The organism is Micromonospora chersina (genome assembly GCF_900091475.1).
GTDB classification, from domain to species: Bacteria; Actinomycetota; Actinomycetes; order Mycobacteriales; family Micromonosporaceae; genus Micromonospora; species Micromonospora chersina.
Map to the genome: position 1 here is coordinate 1,224,256 of NZ_FMIB01000002.1, position 18,361 is coordinate 1,242,616.

17 protein-coding genes are annotated in these 18,361 nt (G+C 70.3%); 12 read left to right on the forward strand and 5 right to left on the reverse strand.

Going from position 1 to position 18,361, the window contains the following annotated elements:
• The first annotated feature begins 56 nt into the window (after window positions 1–56).
• Both GA0070603_RS05580 and GA0070603_RS05585 read left to right on the forward strand, forming a co-directional pair.
• Window positions 57–698 (forward strand): TetR/AcrR family transcriptional regulator, encoded by a 642-nt coding sequence (locus GA0070603_RS05580; RefSeq protein WP_091321600.1) that lies wholly within the window; start codon window positions 57–59, stop codon window positions 696–698.
• Window positions 699–910: 212 nt separating this feature from the next.
• A complete protein-coding gene (locus GA0070603_RS05585) occupies window positions 911–2,086 on the forward strand; it encodes a low temperature requirement protein A (RefSeq protein ID WP_091308119.1) in 1,176 nt (391 codons plus the stop codon).
• Window positions 2,087–2,155: 69 nt separating this feature from the next.
• Here the strand turns inward: GA0070603_RS05585 and dmpG are convergent, their stop codons facing one another.
• From dmpG to GA0070603_RS05605, 4 genes are read right to left on the reverse strand one after another with little or no spacing between them, the layout of a single operon-like run.
• The gene (gene dmpG / locus GA0070603_RS05590; RefSeq protein WP_091308123.1) at window positions 2,156–3,178 is read right to left on the reverse strand and encodes a 4-hydroxy-2-oxovalerate aldolase; all 1,023 of its coding nucleotides are present in this window, start codon (window positions 3,176–3,178) and stop codon (window positions 2,156–2,158) included.
• Complete coding sequence (locus GA0070603_RS05595; RefSeq protein WP_091308126.1) at window positions 3,175–4,113, reverse strand: acetaldehyde dehydrogenase (acetylating); 939 nt, start codon at window positions 4,111–4,113, stop codon at window positions 3,175–3,177. Before GA0070603_RS05595 ends, dmpG begins: the two co-directional genes overlap by 4 nt.
• Before the next feature lie 16 nt (window positions 4,114–4,129).
• Window positions 4,130–4,927: a 2-keto-4-pentenoate hydratase gene (locus GA0070603_RS05600; protein WP_091308131.1), complete on the reverse strand. Its 798-nt coding sequence runs from the start codon at window positions 4,925–4,927 to the stop codon at window positions 4,130–4,132.
• Window positions 4,924–5,568 carry a TetR/AcrR family transcriptional regulator gene (locus GA0070603_RS05605; protein ID WP_091308133.1) on the reverse strand — a complete coding sequence of 215 codons (645 nt, stop codon included), beginning with the start codon at window positions 5,566–5,568 and terminating at the stop codon, window positions 4,924–4,926. The genes GA0070603_RS05600 and GA0070603_RS05605 overlap by 4 nt, the downstream gene beginning before the upstream one ends.
• A gap of 119 nt (window positions 5,569–5,687) precedes the next feature.
• Here GA0070603_RS05605 and GA0070603_RS05610 point away from each other — a divergent pair, with 119 nt between their 5' ends.
• The 10 genes from GA0070603_RS05610 (at window position 5,688) to GA0070603_RS05655 (ending at window position 17,611) form a co-directional block, all read left to right on the forward strand.
• Window positions 5,688–6,548, forward strand: a complete 861-nt coding sequence (locus GA0070603_RS05610) for an alpha/beta fold hydrolase (RefSeq protein ID WP_244282419.1) — start codon at window positions 5,688–5,690, stop codon at window positions 6,546–6,548.
• Complete coding sequence (locus GA0070603_RS05615; protein ID WP_091308136.1) at window positions 6,545–7,531, forward strand: VOC family protein; 987 nt, start codon at window positions 6,545–6,547, stop codon at window positions 7,529–7,531. The genes GA0070603_RS05610 and GA0070603_RS05615 overlap by 4 nt, the downstream gene beginning before the upstream one ends.
• Entirely contained in the window at window positions 7,528–9,132 is a 1,605-nt protein-coding gene (gene mhpA / locus GA0070603_RS05620; RefSeq protein ID WP_091308140.1) for a bifunctional 3-(3-hydroxy-phenyl)propionate/3-hydroxycinnamic acid hydroxylase MhpA, read from the forward strand. Before GA0070603_RS05615 ends, mhpA begins: the two co-directional genes overlap by 4 nt.
• 29 nt (window positions 9,133–9,161) lie before the next feature.
• Window positions 9,162–10,742 (forward strand): long-chain-fatty-acid--CoA ligase, encoded by a 1,581-nt coding sequence (locus GA0070603_RS05625; RefSeq protein WP_091308144.1) that lies wholly within the window; start codon window positions 9,162–9,164, stop codon window positions 10,740–10,742.
• Window positions 10,743–10,805: 63 nt separating this feature from the next.
• Window positions 10,806–11,912 carry an AI-2E family transporter gene (locus tag GA0070603_RS05630; RefSeq protein ID WP_091308147.1) on the forward strand — a complete coding sequence of 369 codons (1,107 nt, stop codon included), beginning with the start codon at window positions 10,806–10,808 and terminating at the stop codon, window positions 11,910–11,912.
• Between the two features lie 80 nt (window positions 11,913–11,992).
• Window positions 11,993–12,439, forward strand: coding sequence for a hypothetical protein (locus tag GA0070603_RS05635; protein ID WP_091308149.1), 447 nt, complete (start codon window positions 11,993–11,995; stop codon window positions 12,437–12,439).
• Between the two features lie 231 nt (window positions 12,440–12,670).
• On the forward strand, window positions 12,671–13,858 hold the full coding sequence (locus tag GA0070603_RS05640; protein WP_091308153.1) for a low temperature requirement protein A: 1,188 nt from the start codon (window positions 12,671–12,673) through the stop codon (window positions 13,856–13,858).
• Between the two features lie 103 nt (window positions 13,859–13,961).
• Window positions 13,962–15,125, forward strand: a complete 1,164-nt coding sequence (locus tag GA0070603_RS05645) for an FUSC family protein (RefSeq protein WP_091308156.1) — start codon at window positions 13,962–13,964, stop codon at window positions 15,123–15,125.
• Window positions 15,126–15,197: 72 nt separating this feature from the next.
• Window positions 15,198–16,382 carry a low temperature requirement protein A gene (locus GA0070603_RS05650; RefSeq protein WP_091308159.1) on the forward strand — a complete coding sequence of 395 codons (1,185 nt, stop codon included), beginning with the start codon at window positions 15,198–15,200 and terminating at the stop codon, window positions 16,380–16,382.
• A gap of 68 nt (window positions 16,383–16,450) precedes the next feature.
• Window positions 16,451–17,611 (forward strand): FUSC family protein, encoded by a 1,161-nt coding sequence (locus GA0070603_RS05655; protein ID WP_244282420.1) that lies wholly within the window; start codon window positions 16,451–16,453, stop codon window positions 17,609–17,611.
• 30 nt (window positions 17,612–17,641) lie between these two features.
• On the opposite strand, the gene GA0070603_RS05660 is transcribed toward GA0070603_RS05655, so the two are convergent.
• The gene (locus GA0070603_RS05660) at window positions 17,642–18,289 is read right to left on the reverse strand and encodes a TetR/AcrR family transcriptional regulator (RefSeq protein WP_091308162.1); all 648 of its coding nucleotides are present in this window, start codon (window positions 18,287–18,289) and stop codon (window positions 17,642–17,644) included.
• Window positions 18,290–18,361 lie beyond the last annotated feature (72 nt).

Genomic DNA, 18,361 nt, shown 5'->3' on the forward strand with positions numbered 1-18,361 from the left:
AACACGGGCTCCGGATGCCAGCCATACACCGTATGGCTACTGCTACCATACGGTGTATGGCTACGACTGGACAGGCCTCAGGCGGCCGAGGAGACGGACGTCTCACGGAGAGAGGGATCTACACCGCGGCGCTGCGGCTCATCGACGCCGACGGCGTCGGCGCGCTGAGCATGCGGAAGCTGGCCGGGGTGCTGGGTGTGAACCCGATGTCGCTGTACCACCACGTGCCGAACAAGGCCGCGCTGCTGCGGGGCGTCAAGAACCTCGTCGCGGCGCAGTTCCGGCCGCGGGTCGACGGCGGGAGCTGGCAGGAACAGCTGCACCGGTTCGCGGCGGACTTCCGGGCGCTCGCGCACCGGCACCCGAACCTGATCGTCCACAGCCTGGCCAGCCCCGACTTCATCGAGCCGGAAGATCCGTTCTGGACAGGGCTGACCGGCCTCCTCCACAACGCGGGCCTTCCGGTCGCGGAGGTGGCCCGCGTCGGGGCGGTCCTCACCAGCCTCTTCTCGGGTTTCCTCCTCGCGGAGGCCAACGGAACCCTCGGGCGTCTCGCCACCCTGCAACCCGCACCGACCCAGGCCACGGCAGCCACCAGATCGGGCGCGGACGCAGATGGCGACGCCAGATTCGAGTTCGCGATCCAGACCCTCATCGCGGGTCTCGAGGCTCACCTCGGACCCGCGACCTCCCGCTGAGCTCAGCGACTTCGCCACGTCCTCCACGCTGCCGGCCACGGCGCCTGCAGCCGACCGAATGGCGCCTTCCAGGGACAAGCGCGCCAGCCGGGAACAGGCACGTTTATCGCCTTCCGCCACGGATACTCCGCCTCGTGTTCAGTGACCGGAGTTGTGGGATTGCCACAGCAGGGCGCGCTGCGTGGGCCCGCCACGAACGGGACTGATCACGGATGGGTGAGCCGCGTCGCGAGCAGTTGGCACGGGAGGAGCTCAGCTGGCACCGGGCGACCATTCTCGAGCTGTTCTTCGACCTCGTCTTCGTTTTCGCGCTCAACCGGATCAGCCTGCGGCTGTCGGCGGACTTCCACTCCGGCGGGCTGGGATTCACCCAGGCCGCCGAGACCCTCCTGCTGGCACTGGGACTCTGGTTCATGTGGCAGACGACCGCCGCCCTGACCAGTCGGGTACACCCGGATTCGTGGCCCGGTCAGTTCATCGTCTTCTCCTCGATGGCCGGTGCCACGGTCATGGCGGTTTCGGTGCCGCAGGGTTTCGAGGGGCGGGCTCTGGTCTTCGCCGGCGCCTGGGTCTCGGTCCGCCTCAGCCGCGTGCTGCTCTACCTCCTGGTACCGCGATTGCACACCGGCGGGTCGTCCCTACCCGGGCTGCTGTCACTGGCCGGGAGCAGTGCTCCGTGGATCGCGGGGGCGTTGGTGCACGACCCGCTCCTGCGAGGTGGGCTCTGGGCTCTCGCGCTCGCCATCGAGTTTCCCGGGTTCGTGGTCGGCTTCCGCCGCTGGGCCGGCATCCAGGTGGCGGGCGAGCACCTCGCCGAGCGGCTGCAGCAGATATTCCTGATCAGCCTGGGTGAGGCTGTGTTCGTGTCCGGCCGGGCGTTTTCCGACAGCGACCTCACGCTCCCCCACGGGGTGGGGTTCGCGCTCGCCTTCGTCGGCATCGTGCAGTTGTGGCGCATCTACTTCTACCGGGCCGGCCTGGTCCTGCCGCAGGCCATCACGGCCGCCCGGGATCCGGCCCGGCAGTCGGTGGGGGCCGCCCTCAGCCATCTGGTCCTGATCTCCGGGGTGGTCCTCAGCGGGGTGGGCTTCGAGCTGTACATCAGCGAACCCACCGGCCGGCCGGAACCGAACTGGCTGATCGCCATCCTCGGCGGCCCCGCGCTCTTCATCTTGGGGCGGGCCCCCTTCGAACTACAGGTGTTCGGCCGCATCTCGCTGTCCCGGCCACTCGGGCTGCTGGTCCTCGGCCTGGTGGTCCCCGCCGGGTGGCTCGCTCCCCCGGTGGTCGCCGGTGCAGCCGCCACCGCCGTGCTCGTCGGGATCGCGGTCGTGGACGCATGGCACGCCCGCCACCGGCGACCGGCGCCGCCCACCCCGCTGATGTGACGCTCCGACGACGCCCGCAGCATCGGGGATGGTGCGGCGCAATCGGTTGCACGCCAGCACGAAAGAGAGTCAGCTCCCGCCAAGGTCGAGGGCGATGTCCAGGATCATGTCCTCCTGCCCGCCGATGAGCCTGCGCCGGCCGACTTCCAGCAGGATGTCGCGGGCGTCGAGGCCGTGCTGGCGCGCGGCGGCTTCGGCGTGGCGCAGGAAGCTGGAGTACACACCGGCGTAGCCGAGGGTGAGGGTCTCCCGGTCGACGCGGACGGGTCGGTCCTGTAGCGGACGGACGAGGTCGTCGGCGGCGTCCTGAAGGGCGAACAGGTCGCAGCCGTGCTGCCAGCCCTGCACCGTGGCCACGGCGATGAACGGTTCGATGGGACAGTTGCCAGCGCCGGCGCCGTGGCCGGCAAGGGAGGCATCGACCCGGGCGGCGCCCTCCTCCACGGCCACGACGCTGTTGGCCACCGAGAGGGACAGGTTCTCGTGGGCGTGGATGCCGATCTCGGTGCCGGGGTCGAGGACGTCCCGGTAGGCCCGCACCCGGTCGCGGACGCCGTCCATGGTGAGCCGCCCACCGGAGTCGGTGACATAGACGCAGTGGGCGCCGTAGGACTCCATGAGCTTGGCCTGGGCGGCGAGTTCCTTCGGCTCGGCGAGGTGGCTCATCATGAGGAAGCCGGAAACATCCATGCCCAGCTCGCTGGCGGTGGCGATGTGCTGCGCGGCGATGTCCGCCTCGGTGCAGTGGGTTGCCACGCGGACCGACCGTACGCCCAGGGCGTGGGCTTGTCTGAGGTCGTGGATGGTGCCGATGCCGGGCAGCAGCAGGGTGGTGAGACGGGCGCGGGTGACCGCGGCTGCGGCGGCTTCGATCCACTGCCGGTCGGTGTGGCTGCCGGGGCCGTAGGTGAGGCTGCCGCCGGCGAGCCCGTCGCCGTGGGCGACCTCGATGCCGTCGACGCCGGCCGCGTCGAGCGCGGCGACGATCCGGGCGACGTCGGCCGGGGTGATGCGGTGCCGGGTGGCGTGCATGCCGTCGCGGAGGGTGACGTCCTGGATGAACAGGCGGCGGGCGGGTGCGGTGGCGGTCATCGGAGGGCTCCCTGGGCTGCGGCGAGGCGTTCGGCGACCCGGAGTGCCGCGGAGGTCATGATGTCGAGGTTGCCGGCGTAGGCCGGGAGGTAGTGGGCCGCGCCCTGCACCTCCAACAGGACGCTCACCTTGGTGGTTACCGCCGTCGCGTCGTCGGGCAGCAGAGTGTGGACGGGTTCCTCCGGCGCCACCGGGGTGAACTGCACGGGCTGTTTGAGCCGGTAGCCGGGAACGTAGGCGGCGACATCGGTGACCATCTGCTCGATGCTGGCGCGAACGGCGTCGTGGTCGGCGGGGCCGATGAGGCACTGCACGGTGTCCCGCATGATCATCGGCGGCTCGGCGGGGTTGAGGACGATGATGGCCTTCCCGCGCCGGGCGCCGCCGACCTGTTCGATGGCGGCGGCCGTGGTCTCGGTGAACTCGTCGATGTTGGCGCGGGTGCCGGGACCGGCGGACCGGGAGGCGATGGACGCGACGATCTCGGCGTACGGCACGGGCGTCACGCGGGAGACGGCCGCGACGACGGGGATGGTGGCCTGTCCCCCGCAGGTGACCATGTTGACGTTGCCGGCGTCGAGGTGCGCGTCGAGGTTGACGGCCGGCACGACGTACGGCCCGATGGCGGCGGGGGTGAGGTCGACGAGCTTCTTGCCGTACGGGGCGAGGGCGGCGGCGTTGGCCTTGTGCGCCCCGGCGGAGGTGGCGTCGAAGACCACGGCGATGTCGGCGAAGTCGGGCATCGCGACAAGTCCGGCGACGCCGTCGGCGGTGGTCGGCACGCGGAGGCGCCGGGCGCGCGCGAGGCCGTCGGAGGCCGGGTCGATGCCGACCATCGCGGCCATCTCCAGCGTGTCCGACAGGCGCAGAATTTTGATCATGAGGTCGGTGCCGATGTTGCCGGATCCGATGACGGCGACCTTCGTACGCGACATGAGCTGCCGCCTTTCGTCAGGGGGTGGTGAAGGTGGTCTCGACGCTGCCGAGGCCGGTGAGGTGTGCGCGGACGTGCATGGCGTGGGTGACCGGGACCATCGGTCCGAGTGCGCCGGAGAGCACCACGTCACCGGCGCGCAGCGGGTCGCCGTGGGCCAGGGCGGTCCGCGCGAGCCAGGCGAGGGCCTCCAGCGGGTCGCCGAGGCACGCCTCGCCGGTGCCGGCCGAGGCGGGCACACCGTCGACGGACATGGTCATCCGCACCGCCACCGGCTCGACGGCGCCGAGGGGAACACGGTCGGCGCCGAGGACGAACAGTCCGCTGGATCCGTTGTCGGCCACGGTGTCGGCGAAGCTGATGTCCCACCCGGCGATGCGGCTGTCCACGATCTCCAGGGCGGCCACCGCGTAGGCGACCCGCTTTCGCACCGTGACAGCGGTGACGCCCGCGTCGGTGACGTCGTCGGCGAGGACGAAGGCGACCTCGGCCTCGATGCGGGGTTGCAGCAGCCGGTCAAGGCTGATCGCCTCGGCCTGCGGGCAGGCCATGTCCTCGAAGAGCATGCCGAAGTCGGGCCGGTCGACCCCGAGTTGACGCTGCACGGCCGTGGAGGTGAGACCGACCTTGCGCCCGACCGCCCGCCCGCCGTCCCGGATCCGGGCCTCGGTCAACCGGTGCTGGACGGCGTAGGCGAGGGTCTCGTCGTCGGGGCCGATGAGGTCGCGTACCGGCGGGCACGGCGTGCGGGTCCACGCGGCGGTACGCAGCCTGCGGGAGGCGGCGGCGACAGGATCGGCGGTGCCGGTGGTCACGGGGTCTCCGTGGCGGGATCGCCGGCGGCCAGGCGGGCGAGGGCGTCGTGGAGGGCGCGGGCGTGCAGTTCGAACAGCGGCCTGAGGTCCACACTGTCGCCGCCGATCTCCTTGGCGATGAGCAGCCCGTCGGCGCCGGCGATGGCGTAGGTGGTGACCAGGTCGATCGCGTCGCGGTCGGCGTCCGGGGCGAGCGTGGTGAGTACAGCGGCGAGCCGCGCGCGGGCGGTGTCCCGGACCTGCAGGAACATGCGCCGGGCGCTGGGCTCCTCGGGACGGCGCTCGAGGGTGAGCATGAGCCCCAGCCGGAGGAAGTCAGGCGAGTCCAGCAGGGTTTTGGCGACCTGACCCGCGAGCGCGGTGACGCGTTCCCGCGTCGGGTCGGTGTCGTCGCCGGGGAGGGTGAGCGCCTCGGCCCAGATGTCGAAGCTGCGCTCGATCACGGCGGCGAGGAGGTCGTCCTTGTTCTTGAAGTGCCAGTAGATCGAGCTGGCGGGCAGCCCGCACTTTTCGCTGACCAGGGCGATGCTGGTGCCGTCGTAGCCCCGCACTCCGGCGACCTCGGCTGCGGCGTCGAGGATGCGCCGGCGTGACTCTTCGCCGTTGGCTCGGCGCTTGCGTTCCCCATGAGATTCCGTCATCGCGCCCTTCCCGGGTTTCCGGCTGATGTCTTGACGATGTCAACAGTGAAGCTTACCGTAGCGGCCACTACAACTGTAACGATCACTACATTAACGGCACAGCGGCTGCGGGAGGTCAAGTGAGCGTCGGGGAAAGCACTGCCGAGCAGCGGCTGGTGCGGGTGGGCGCGCGGGACATCGCGGTCACCGAGCGGGGAGCCGGTGAGGCGGTGGTGCTGCTGCACGGGGGTGGGCCGGGGGCCTCCGGGATGTCGAACTACAGCCGCAACGTCGACGCCCTGGCCCAGCGGTTCCGCGTGATCGTGCCGGACCTGCCCGGCTACGGCCGGTCCAGCAAACGGGTCGACCGGTCCGACCCCTTCGGTGACCTCGCCGGCGCCGTTGGTGTCCTGCTCGACGAACTCGGCCTCGACCGGGCGCACCTGGTTGGCAACTCCTACGGTGGGGCCGCCGGGCTGCGGCTGGCGCTGGAGCGGCCCGACCGCGTGGGACGCCTGATCCTCATGGGCCCGGGCGGGATCGGCACGACCCGACGTCCGCCGACTCCCGGATTGCAGCGCCTCCTCGCCTACTACGGCGGCGAAGGTCCGACCCGGGCCAAGCTCGAACGGTTCATCCGCGAGGACCTGGTCCACGACGGAAGCGCCGTTTCCGCCGAAATGATCGAGGAGCGCTACCGGGCGAGCATCGATCCGGAGGTCGTCGCCAACCCGCCGTTGCGGCGCCCAGCCTCGCTCCGCACCCTGCTGCGGATGGATCTGCTGCGGGACAAGCGGCTGTCCCGGACCGCCACGCCCACGCTCGTGCTGTGGGGCACCCACGACAAGGTCAACCGGCCGTCCGGCGGCCGGCTCCTCGCCGAGCGGATGCCCCACTGCGACCTGTACCTCGTCGCCGATGCCGGCCACTGGGTGCAGTGGGAGCGCCCGGCGCTGTTCAACTCCCTGACCACCGCCTTCCTCTCCGAGGAGTCCGCATGAGCGTCTTCGGCAAGGTCCATCTGGGCTACCTGTGCATCGAGACCACCCGGTTCGGTGACTGGCGCCGCTTCGGCGCCGACGGCGTCGGCCTGCACGTCGACGATCTCGACCGCGACCGGATGCGCTTCCGGCTGGACGATCATGAGTGCCGCCTGCTGCTGCAGCGGGGCCCCGCCGAGGACGTGACCACGGTCGGCTGGCACGTCGACGACCATGAGGCGTTCGACGACATCGTCGCCCGCATCACCGCCCGCGGCGTCACCGTCGAACGGGGCCACGACGAGGAGGCCGCGCTGCGCGGTGTGCAACGGCTGGTGCGCTTCCCCGGCCCGAAGGGCCTGATCCAGGAGCTGTACACCACTCCGGTCACCACCACCGCGCCGCTGCGCATGCAGGCCAGCGGCTTCGTCACCGGCGACGCCGGCATGGGGCACATCGCCATCACCTCGCGGCAGCCGGACGCCATCCACCGCTACTACGGCAACCTGCTCGACGCGCGGCTGAGCGACTTCATCGTCGAGACGATCGGCGCGGTGCGCTTCCGGATCCGGTTCCTGCGGGTCAACGGCCGCCACCACACGGTGGCAGTCGCCAACACCGAGGGCCTGCGCATCGACCCGATCCGTACCGCGATCCAGCACCTCAACACCCAGGTCGCCACGTTGGACGACATGACCACCTCCTACCAGCGCCTCAAGCAGGTGGGCTTCACCATGGCGCTGGGCATCGGGCAGCACACCAACGACAAGGAGCTCTCCTACTACGTGCGGACGCCGTCCGGCTTCGAGTGGGAGGTCGGCTGGAACCCGATCGTCGTCGACGAGGCGACCTGGGAACCCACCACCCATCAGGGGATCAGCATCTGGGGACACACCCCCGAAGGCCGGACCGTCATCGACAAGCTCCACCAGTTCCGCCACGGCGCGGCCTCACTGCGCCGCGCGGAGATCACCGTCCCGGCACTGAGCGGAGCCACCGCATGAGCACGGAACAGCACGACTACGACGTGATCATCGTCGGATACGGCCCGGTCGGCGTCACCGCCGCCAACCTGCTCGGCGGTATGGGCGTACGGGTGGCCGTCATCGAGCGCGACGCCTCGATCTACCCCCGGGCACGGGCGATCTCCACCGACGAGGAGACGATGCGGATCTGGCAGGCGATCGGCCTCGCGGAGCGGCTCAAGCAGGACATGCTCGCCGGCCGGCCGATCGACTTCGTCGACGCGCGGGGCCGGTCGTTCCTCAGCCTCGCGCCGGCTGCCCGGGGCAACGGGCACCCACCGCAGCTGTTCATCTACCAGCCGGCCACGGAGCAGGTCCTTCGCGACGGCGTCGGCCGCTATCCGAACGTCAAGGTTCTCCTCGGCCACGACTGCGAACTCGTCGAGCAGGACGACGAGACCGTAACCGTCACGACGCGGGACCTCACCGAGAGCACGCCCCGTACCCTGCGCGGGGCCTACCTCATCGCCGCCGATGGCGGCTCCAGCCCGATCCGGACCCGGCTGGGCATCGGCTTCGACGGCCGCACCTACCACGACCGGTGGATCGTCATCGACACCAAGGTCAAGCGCGGCTGGGACACCGTCGACCGACTGCGCTTCCACTGCGACCCCGCCCGGCCCGCCGTGGACTGCCCGACCCCTCTCGGCCACCACCGCTGGGAGTTCCCCGTCCTGCCCGGCGAGGACGAACAGGATCTGATCAGCCACGACTACATCTGGCGGTTGCTGCGCCGGTACGGCCGGACGCCCGACGAGGTCGAGATCCTCCGCGCGGTCGTCTACAGCCACCACGTCCGCTTCGCCTCCCGGTGGCGCGTCGGCCGGATCTTCCTCGCCGGCGACGCGGCCCATGCGATGCCGCCGTGGATCGGCGAGGGCATGTCCTCCGGCGTACGCGATGCGGGCAACCTGTGCTGGAAGCTGGCCGGGGTGCTGCGCGGCGAGCTGCCCGCCGACGTGCTGGACACCTACGAGGTCGAGCGCAAGCCACACGTGCGGGAGATGACCGCGCAGGCCGTGCGGTTCGGACGCATCATCACCGAGCGACGTCCCGGGCTGGCGGCCCTGCGCAACGTCGCGTTCCGGGTCCTCATGCGGGTCCCGGCCTTCCGGGCCTACATGCAGGAGGCCGGGTGGTTCCCGGCCAACAGCTACCGCAAGGGCCTGCTGGACCGCACCGGTGGCAACCGGGCGGTCGGCGAGCAGCTCCCTCAGCCCTGGGTCCACACCGGGGACGGCGACCGGGTCCGTCTCGACGACGTGCTCGCCGGTCGGTGGACGCTGCTGCACACCGGCCCGGCGCGATCCTGGCCGGCCTGGGCGGCCAGCGGCATCAGCTGCCTGCAGGTCACGCCGGCGGGCTCGGCCCCCGCTCCCGGCACGATCGTGGACGACGCGGACGTGCTCATCCCCTGGATGCGCCGGCACCACGCCACCGTGCTCGCACTGCGCCCCGACGTCGTCGTCTACGCCGCCGCCACCGGTGACGCCGACCTGCCCCGACCACCGTTCGTCACCGCGCCCCGGACGCCCGTCCGTGAACAGACGTCCCCATCCGCCGCGACGACAACGCCCTGACCCGCTCCACGCCTGGAAGGAGAGTCGCAGTGCTCAACCTCGCGCTCATGCTCGAAGGCACCGCCGAACGGCTGCCGGGCCGGGACGCCGTCGTGCTCGGTGACACCCGCATGTCCTACGCCCACCTCAACGACGCGGCTAACCAGGTCGCGAACCTGCTCGTCGACAGCGGCATCCGGCCGGGCGACCGGGTCGCCCTCTCCTGCCCGAACCTGCCGTACTTCCCGATCGTCTACTTCGGCATCCTGAAGGCGGGCGGCGTCGTCGTGCCGCTGAACGTGCTGCTCAAGGCCGGCGAGATCGCCTACCACCTGCGGGACTCGGGCGCCAAGGCGTACTTCTGCTTCGAGGGCACCCGGGAGCTACCCATGGGGACCGAGGGTTGGAGCGGGTTCGGCCAGGCCGCCGGGTGCGAGCACTTCTTCGCCATCAGCGCGTACCCTCACGCGCCGAGCCTGATCGATGGCGCCCGCACGCTGGCCAGCGCACTCGCCGGCAGGTCCCCCCGGTTCCAGACAGTGGTCACCGAGGCCACGGACACCGCGGTGATCCTCTACACCAGCGGGACGACGGGACAGCCCAAGGGCGCCGAGTTGACCCACGCCAACCTGGTCATGAACGCCCTCACCTGTTGGCGCCTCTTCGGCGCCGCCGACCAGGACGTCCATCTGGTGACGCTGCCGCTGTTCCACTCGTTCGGCCAGACGGTGCAGATGAACGCGGGCCTGTACGGCGGGGCCACGCTGGTGCTCCTGCCCCGGTTCGACGCCTCGACAGCACTGGCACTGATGGCGCGCGAGCGGGTCACCTTCTTCGCCGGTGTGCCCACGATGTACTGGGGCCTGCTCTCCGTCGACCGGAAGTCCAGCGATGTTCGCGCGATCGCGGCCAATCTGCGCATGGCGATCTCCGGCGGTGCTCCCCTGCCGGTGGAGATTCTCGAGCAGGTGGAAGAGGTCTACGGCGTTCGGATCCGGGAGGGCTACGGCCTCTCGGAGACGAGCCCCGTCGCATCGTTCAACCACCCCGGCCGCGAGGCCAAGCCCGGTTCGGTCGGGCAGCCGATCTGGGGCGTGCAGATGAGGCTCGTCGACGTCGACTGGAACGAGGTCCCGGACGGCGAGCAGGGCGAGATCGCCATCCGGGGCCACAACGTCATGAAGGGCTACCACGGCCGCCCCGACGCGACGGCAGAGGTACTCCGGGACGGGTGGTTCCGCACCGGCGACGTCGCCCGCCGCGACGCGGACGGCTACTACTTCATCGTCGACCGCGCCAAGGACATGATCGTCCGCGGTGGCTTCAACGTGTACCCGCGAGAAATCGAGGAGACCATCCTGAGGCACCCCGACGTGAGCCTGGTCGCCGTGGTCGGCGTTTCGCACGAGTCGCACGGCGAGGAGGTGAAGGCATTCGTGATCCGCAACCCGGGATCACGGCTGACCGAGGCCGAGTTGGTGAACTGGTGCAGGGAGCGGATGGCGAGCTACAAGTATCCCCGCCTGGTCGAATTCCGATCGGACCTTCCGATGACCTCCACCGGCAAGATCTTGAAGCGCTTGCTTCGCGACGCCCCCGGAAAGGGTCCAATGGCCGGCAGCGGCGAGTAGCCGTGACCGCACAGACCGAGACTGCGGCTTTTCCTTTGTCTCGCAGAGGGTAGTCGTGGCCCCATGAGCACTGCCGACGACCGGTTGACGGCCCGCCGGGCGCTGATCGTCATCGGTCTGGTCCTCACCACCCTGGTCGTGCTGGCGTTGGTGTGGCAGACCCGGCTTGTGCTGAGCTGGCTGGTGGCCGCAGCGTTTCTGGCGGTGGCCCTGAATCCCGTGGTGAACAGGGTGCAGCAACGGCTCGTGCGGCGGCGGGCGGTCGCCGCCCTGCTCGTGTTCGTGGCCGCCTTGGTGGCGGTCGCTGCGCTCGGCGTGGTCCTCGTGGTGCCCCTGCTGAACGAACTGGCCCGGTTCGCCCAGCAGGCACCCGATCTGTTGCGCGAGGCACGGGCAGGCCGAGGGCCGGTCGGCGAGCTGCTGGAGCGGTTCCACGTACGCCGGTACGCCGAGGCGCACGCCGACGAGTTCCGGCGCTTCGGCGGTCAAGTCGGCCGCTCGACGCTCGGCCTGGCTCGCGGGACAGCGCAGGCCGTCGCGGGAGTGCTGACCGTAGCGGTGCTGACGTACCTGATCGTGGTGCAGGGGCCGCAGATCACCGCCCGGACGCTGGACCTGGCCGGCGGTGGCGACCGGGCGGAACGGCTGCGCCGCATCGGTCAGGCGTCGGCTCACACCATCACCGGTTACGTCAGCGGAAACCTCGTGATCAGCCTAATTTGCGGCCTACTGACCTTCCTGGTGCTGCTGCTCACCGGGGTTCCGTACGCCGCGGTCGTCGCGCTGTTGGTCGCCGTCGCCGATCTGATACCGATGGTGGGTGCGACCCTCGGGGCGATCGTCGCGGGCGGCGCGGGCTTCCTGCACTCCCCTACCGCCGGGGTGATCGTGCTGGTCTTCTTCGTGCTGTACCAGCAGTTCGAGAACCACGTGCTGCAGCCAGCCATCATGTCCCACGCGGTCCAGCTGAACCCACTGACCGTGCTGGTCAGCGTGCTGGCCGCCGCGCAGCTTGGTGGCCTGGTCGGAGCTCTGCTGGCCATACCCGCCGCCGGAATCGCAAAGATCCTGCTGCAGGAATTCATCCCAGCGGCGCGCGCGGGCGCGGATCGGCGGCGCGGCAGCGACGGATCGAACAGTGGAGCTCCCAGCACGAGCGACCCAGGTTGACATCACCCGCTCCGAGTGACGCCAGCTCACCCACCGAACGCCGACTGTTGAGCTGAGTGATTTCGAGATGGCGTTGGCGCGTGATCCAGGAGGAAGAAATGGACTTCACCGAACGACTGAGCATGCTCGAGCAGCGCCTTGCGTTCACCAAGGCAGAGGTACAGGCAGCCACCACCGAGTCTCGTCAGCAGCTCCGAGATCGGATCGATCGGACGCAGAGCGAGATCGAGCGGTCCGCCATGGAGGCACAGCAGCGTGCAGACGAGGTCCGCGCAGGCGGGGGCAGCGTGTGGGCACAGATGAAGGCCGATGCCGCTGCCCACCGGGCGGATGTGAAGGCCAGGTGGGACGAGCGGACTCGGCAGATGGATGCCCAGGCTGCTGCGGCGGACGCGGGCTGGGCCGAGAGCGGCGCCGAGGATGCTCTCGACTACGCCGAATGGGCGGCCTACAACGCAGAGCTCGCCATGCTGGATGCGATTGACGCCCGGGCGTACGCCGACGAGCTCGCCAGGTCCGCGGGCTAGCCCTCACCGGCAATGCGCCGCCCGCCGTTCTGCCGGCCTCGGGACGTCCCGCCGCGCTGTCGCCGGGAGGCCACCGGGCTCACGCCCACCGGAGGCCGGCAAGGGGTGGGGCGCAGGTGGTACAGCCACGTCGCCGTCCCACGCCGGGCAGGGCAATCAGCCGGTTGACCACTGCCGCCAGGCGTGGCTGGTACGGCTGAGACCGGTAGATACGGCAGGAACGGGCCAGCGATGACGACGGGCAGGGCGAGCAAGCTGCTGCGAAGACCGAAGCAGGTACGGCCGGCATTCCTGGAGCTGTTCTTCGATCTGGTGTTCGTCCTCACGTTCTTCCGGCTCGCCGAGCGGCTGTCGGAGAATCCGAGTTGGACCGGCGCGTTCCAGACGCTGGTACTGCTGCTCGCCATGTTGCATGTCTGGTTCTACACCGCCAGGTTCACCGACCTGTTCGACCCGCGGCATCCGCTGATCCAGCTGCTGGTCCTGTCGACAATGTTCGCCGCGCTCCTGATGGCGACTGCGGCATTCGAGGCGTTCGACCGGAGAGGGCTGGCCTTCGCAGGTGTGTACGTCGCGGTCCGGGTTGGGGTCCTCGTTGTCGGGCTGCTGGTGTTGCGTGGCCACGAGGGGCAGCGCAACGCGGTGCGGCTCCTGTTCTGGGTCGGCATGGCTTCGGTGCCCTGGATCGCGGGCGCGTTCCTGCACGGATGGGCGCGCGGAGTGCTGTGGGCAACGGCGGCGGCCGTGGAATACGTGGGGATGGCACTCGGCTTTTCCACGCCACGGCTGGGACCCGCCGGTACACGCCGTCGAGCTGACATCGTGGTCGCCGAAGGCCACCTCGCCGAGCGGTACCAGCAGTTCTTCATCGTCGCGCTCGGGGCGCCGATCCTGCTGGCCGGACTGACGTTCGCTCAGGGCAGCTTCGGGGTCGACCGCAGCACCGCGACCCTGGTGGCGTTCGTTACCACGGCGCTGCTGTGGCGCATCTACATCCACCGTGCCGGAGCGCTGCTGGCCGACGCCATGGAAACCGTCCGCAACCCACGCCGCGTTGCCGTCCTGACGATCTACTCCCACGTGATCATGGTCGCCGGCATCGTCGCCATCGCCGTCGGCGACGAACTCGTCATCACCCACCCGCTGGGCCACACCGATCCGGCCTGGATCCCTGTCATCCTCGGCGGACCCGCGCTGTTCCTCGCCGGCCGGGCCACCTTCGAGTACGCGGTCTTCGGCCGCATGTCCAAGCCCCGGGTGATCGGCGCACTCACCCTTGTCGTCGTCACACCGGCGATGCGCTCGGTGCCGCCGCTGGCCGCAGCCACCACCGCCGCCCTCATCCTCGCCGGCGTTGCCGTGGCCGACGCGGTTCGCACGAGAAGATTCCCCGCCGAGCGGCCGTCACCTCCCGCCTAGAACGCCGCGAGAGGCAGAGGATCCCACGCCCTCGACCCTGCCCGCCGCAATCGCCCCGACAGGGGGCGGAGGTTTGCCGGGGCCGGGCGGGGTAACCACCGCCATGGCCCCTGACCAGAGTCCGCTGCCGCGACGCAAGGAGGTGGTCGAGAGGGCCAGAGGGTTGGCGACGCGGGCCGCACACCACGGAGGTAGGGCCGGCAGACTCCGGCTGCGACAGATAGAGACCATCCTGATCATCGCGGCCCAGTGCGGGCTCGCCGCCACCCTGGCCTGGGGGCTCGCGCACGAGATCGCGGGGCGGCCCGCGCCGGTCTTCGCGCCCAGCGCTGCCGTCGGCACGATCGTCGCCGCACTCGGACAGCGCACCCGACGTACGGCGGAACTGATGCTCGGTGTCGCGCTGGGTCTACTCGTCAGCGACGGCATACTCCGTCTCATCGGATTCGGGGCCTGGCAGATCGGCTTGGTGGTCGCACTGGCGATCGCCGTAGCTCTCCTGATGACCGGGCACAGCGGCGCGCTGGTCGCTCAGGCGGGCGGCACCGCCGTACTGTTGGCGACGCTGTCGCCGGTCCAGCGCAATCTCGAATGGGAGCGGGTCATCGAGGCCGGAGCGGGCGCCGTCGTCGGGCTGGTGGTGGTGGCGTTGCTGGTGCCGCTCGATCCGATGCGCACTCTCGACCGCGCGGCGGCGCCCCTTGCCGAGACACTCGCATCGCAGCTTGAGGAAGTCGCCCAGGCGCTGAGACGGCAGGACCCGGATCGCGGGGTGCGGGCGCTGGACCAGCTTCGCGGCATGGATGGCGACATCATCCGGCTGCACGAGGCCCTGGGCGGCGCCGAGGAGGTGACGTTGATATCGCCGGTCCGCTGGCAGCGGCGACGCGATGTCGAACGCTACCAGCGCGGCATCCAGTACATGGACCGGGTGACCCTCGAGTGCCGGGGGGTGGCACGCTGGGCCGCCACCTCGCTGCAGTACGGCGAGCCGGTGCCGGAGGAGCTCATCGTCGCCCTGGAACGGCTCGCCGACACGGTGCGGACGCTGCAGCGGGAGGCACGAAGGGCTGGGCCGTTGGAGCAGACCCGCGAGGGGGTACTGGACGTCGCGCGGCTGCTCGGCCAGGCGTGCCGGAAAGGCCTCCGGGCGTACGGGAGTGCCATGGTGATCCAGCTCCGCACCGCGTCGAGTGACCTGCTCCGGGCGACCGGCTACGAGACGGAGACGGCCAACCGAATGGTGCGCGAGGCCGTCAACGCCTAGGCCGGTCGGGAACCACTTGCTCCGGGGACGACGACTGCTGGGACGGGCGGGAAGGGCAGAAGCGGGCGACCGATGACGACAGGCAGAGCGGGCGTACTGCTGCGAAGGCCGGAGCAGGCGCGGTCGGCGTTCCTGGAGCTGTTCTTCGACCTGGTCTTCGTCCTCGTGTTCTTTCAGGTCTCGCGCGAACTGCTCGAGCAGCTGACGTGGACCGGCGCGTTCCAGACGCTGGTGCTGCTGTTCGCCATGCTGCATCTCTGGGGCGCCACGACGAGGTTGCTGGACGCGTTCGACCCGCGACATCCGCTGGTGCAACTGCTCACCATGCCGATCATGCTCGGCGCCCTCGTTCTGGCGGCTGCGGCTCCGGAGGCGTTCGGCCGGCGGGGCCTGGTCTTCGCCGGTACGTACCTCACCATCCGGCTTGGTGGCCTCGCCATCGCCATCTTCTTCCTGCAAAGCCACGAGGCACAGGCGAGCGCCATGCGGATCTTCTTCTGGGTCGCCTTGTCGGCGCCGGCATGGATCGCGGGTGCGCTGTCACCCGAGTCGGTGCGTGCGGCGCTGTGGATGACGGCGGCCGTCGTGGAGTTCGCCGCGCTCGCGCTCGGCTTTCCCACGCCGAAGCTGGGCCGCCACGGCCCGCGTCGACTCGAGATCGTGGCGTCCGAGGAGCACGTGGCCGAGCGGTACCAGCAGTTCTTCATCGTCGCGCTCGGCGAGCCGATCCTGGTGACCGGACTGACCTTCGCGAGCGGCGAGGTCGGCCCGGACCGCGGCGCCGCCACGCTACTGGCCTTCGCCACCACGGCGCTTCTGTGGCGCATCTACATCCACCGTGCCGGAGCACTGCTGGCGGGGGCCATCGCGGCCAGTCACGACCCACTGCGCGTCGCTGTCCTGACGTTCTACGGCCATGTGCTGATGGTCGTCGCCGTGGTCGCCATCGCCGTCGGCGACGAGCTCGTCATCATGCACCCGTCCGGTCACGCGGAACCTGCGTGGATCGCCGTCACGCTGGGCGGTCCCGCCCTGTTCCTCACCGGACGGGCGCTCTTCGAGTACGCGGTGTTCGGGCGCGTGTCTCTGCCCCGCGTGATCGGCGCACTCGGCCTCCTCGCCCTCATCCCAGCGCTGATGCCGGTGCCGCCGCTCGCGGTGGCCACCGCCGCCACCCTCGTCCTGGCCGGCGTCGCCGTAGCCGACGCGGCCCGTACCCGAAGACTTCCCGCCGAGCCACCGTCGCCGCCCCGTTGAACGATCGCCGGCGGCCAGCGACAGGAAGAGCCGGAGGTTTGCGGAGGAAGGGTCGGGTAAGCCGTCCGATGGCCGCTGACCGGCGAGACCCGACTTCCCCCGGCGGTGCCGAGCACGGCAAGGCCCTGGTGGCGAAGGCTCGGCGTCGAGGTAGCGAGGCAGGCCGACTGCGGCTGCGTCTGTTCACGATCATTCTGGTCGTCGCAGCTCAGTGTGGGCTGGCCGCGACGTTGTCCTGGGGGCTGGCCCACGACGTTCTGGGGCGCCCCGCGCCCATCTTCGCCCCCAGCGCGGCCGTCGGCACGATCGTCGCCTCGCTCGGGCAGCGCGCCCTCCGTACCGCCGAGATGATGTTGGGCGTCGGGCTTGGTCTGCTCGTCAGTGATCTTCTCATCCGCTCCATCGGGTTCGGGCCATGGCAGATCGGCCTGGTGGTGATGCTGTCCATCACGGTCGCCCTGTTGATGACCGGGCGCAGCGGCGCGCTGGTCGCTCAGGCCGGCGGTACCGCCGTGCTGATCGCCACGCTCTCCCATGTGCAGCAGGGCCTCGAATGGGCGCGGATCATCGACGCGGGAGTGGGCGGTGTCGTCGGGCTGGCGGTGGTGGCGTTGGTGCTACCGGTCAACCCGATACGCATTCTTGAGCAGGCTGTCGCACCGGTCGTCGCTACCCTCCACGCGCAACTCCACGAGGTGGCACAGGCACTCGCCCGGCGTGACCCGGAACGCGCGGTGCGGGCGCTGGACCAGTTCGGCGGGATGGAACCCGACCTCGCCCGGCTGCACGAGGCCCTGGCTGGCGCCGAGGAGGTAACGACCATCGCGCCGGCGCGATGGAAGCGCCGCATCGATGTCGAGCATTACCGGCACGGGATCCAGCAACTCGATCGAATGACCCTTGGGTGCCAGGCGCTGACCCGCTGGGCCGCGACCACGCTGCAATACGACGAGCCGGTGCCGGAGGAACTCCCCGCCGCCGTGGAGCGGATCGCCACGGCGATCCGGCTGCTGCCGCGCGAGGCACGAACGGCTGGGCCGTTCGACCAGACCCGGGCCGCGGTACTGGACGGCGCCCACCTCGCCGGCCAGGCGTACCACAGGGGCGCCGAGCCGTTCGCGGATGCCATGGTGATCCAGCTTCGCACGTTGGCGAGTGACCTGCTCCGGGCGACCGGGTTCGAGCCGGCGACCGCCAACCAGATGGTGCGCGAGGCCGCCACTGCCTAGGAGCGGCCCCGCTCGGGGATGAACATCTGCCTACGGGCGACGGCCATCCAGCTCGGGGAGCGGGCGTCGGCAGACCTCGTGGGCCTCATCGGGCGGGAGTCCGAGCATCCGTAGCACGTCCTCGGTCACCTGGTCGGTGGTTGTGGCGTCGTCACGCTCGGGGTGGTCGTGCAGCAGCTGCCCTAGGCACAGCGCCGCGCCGGCCACGATCACCGTGGCCAGCTCGGGATCGCGGACGCTGAACCGCCCGGCGCGGACGCCGTCTTCGATGTCGCGTCGGGCCCGCGGCGCGAGCCCCTTCTCCGAGCCGGCCAGCGCCAGGCCGTTGTTGAGCAGGACCTTGCTTAGCTCGGGGCTCCGGCGGTGGAGGCGTCCGGTCAGCCGGAAGCTCTGCGCGAAGACGTGAGCCGGGTCGTCCAAACCGACGGTCAGCTCGTCGAGCAGGGCGCCGTAGCGGTCGAGCGCGTCTTCCACCGCGGCCTGGAAGAGCTGCTCCCTGCTGTCGAAGTGGTTGTAGAACGAGCCCATCCCCACGTCCGCGGCCTGGGTGAGCTCCAGGATCGGGACGTTGGGCTTGCCGGCGGCGATGAAGGCCTGGGCGGCGCGCACGAGCGCGCAACGGGTACGCGCTTTGCGCCGTTCCAGGCGGTTCGGGGCGTGCCTGGTCTGCTGCGCCATCGGTGTCCTCTCCAAGGTCGGTCCGCGCTCAGCTTAACCCGGTGACCGTCAGAGATGACGGAATCGTCATCC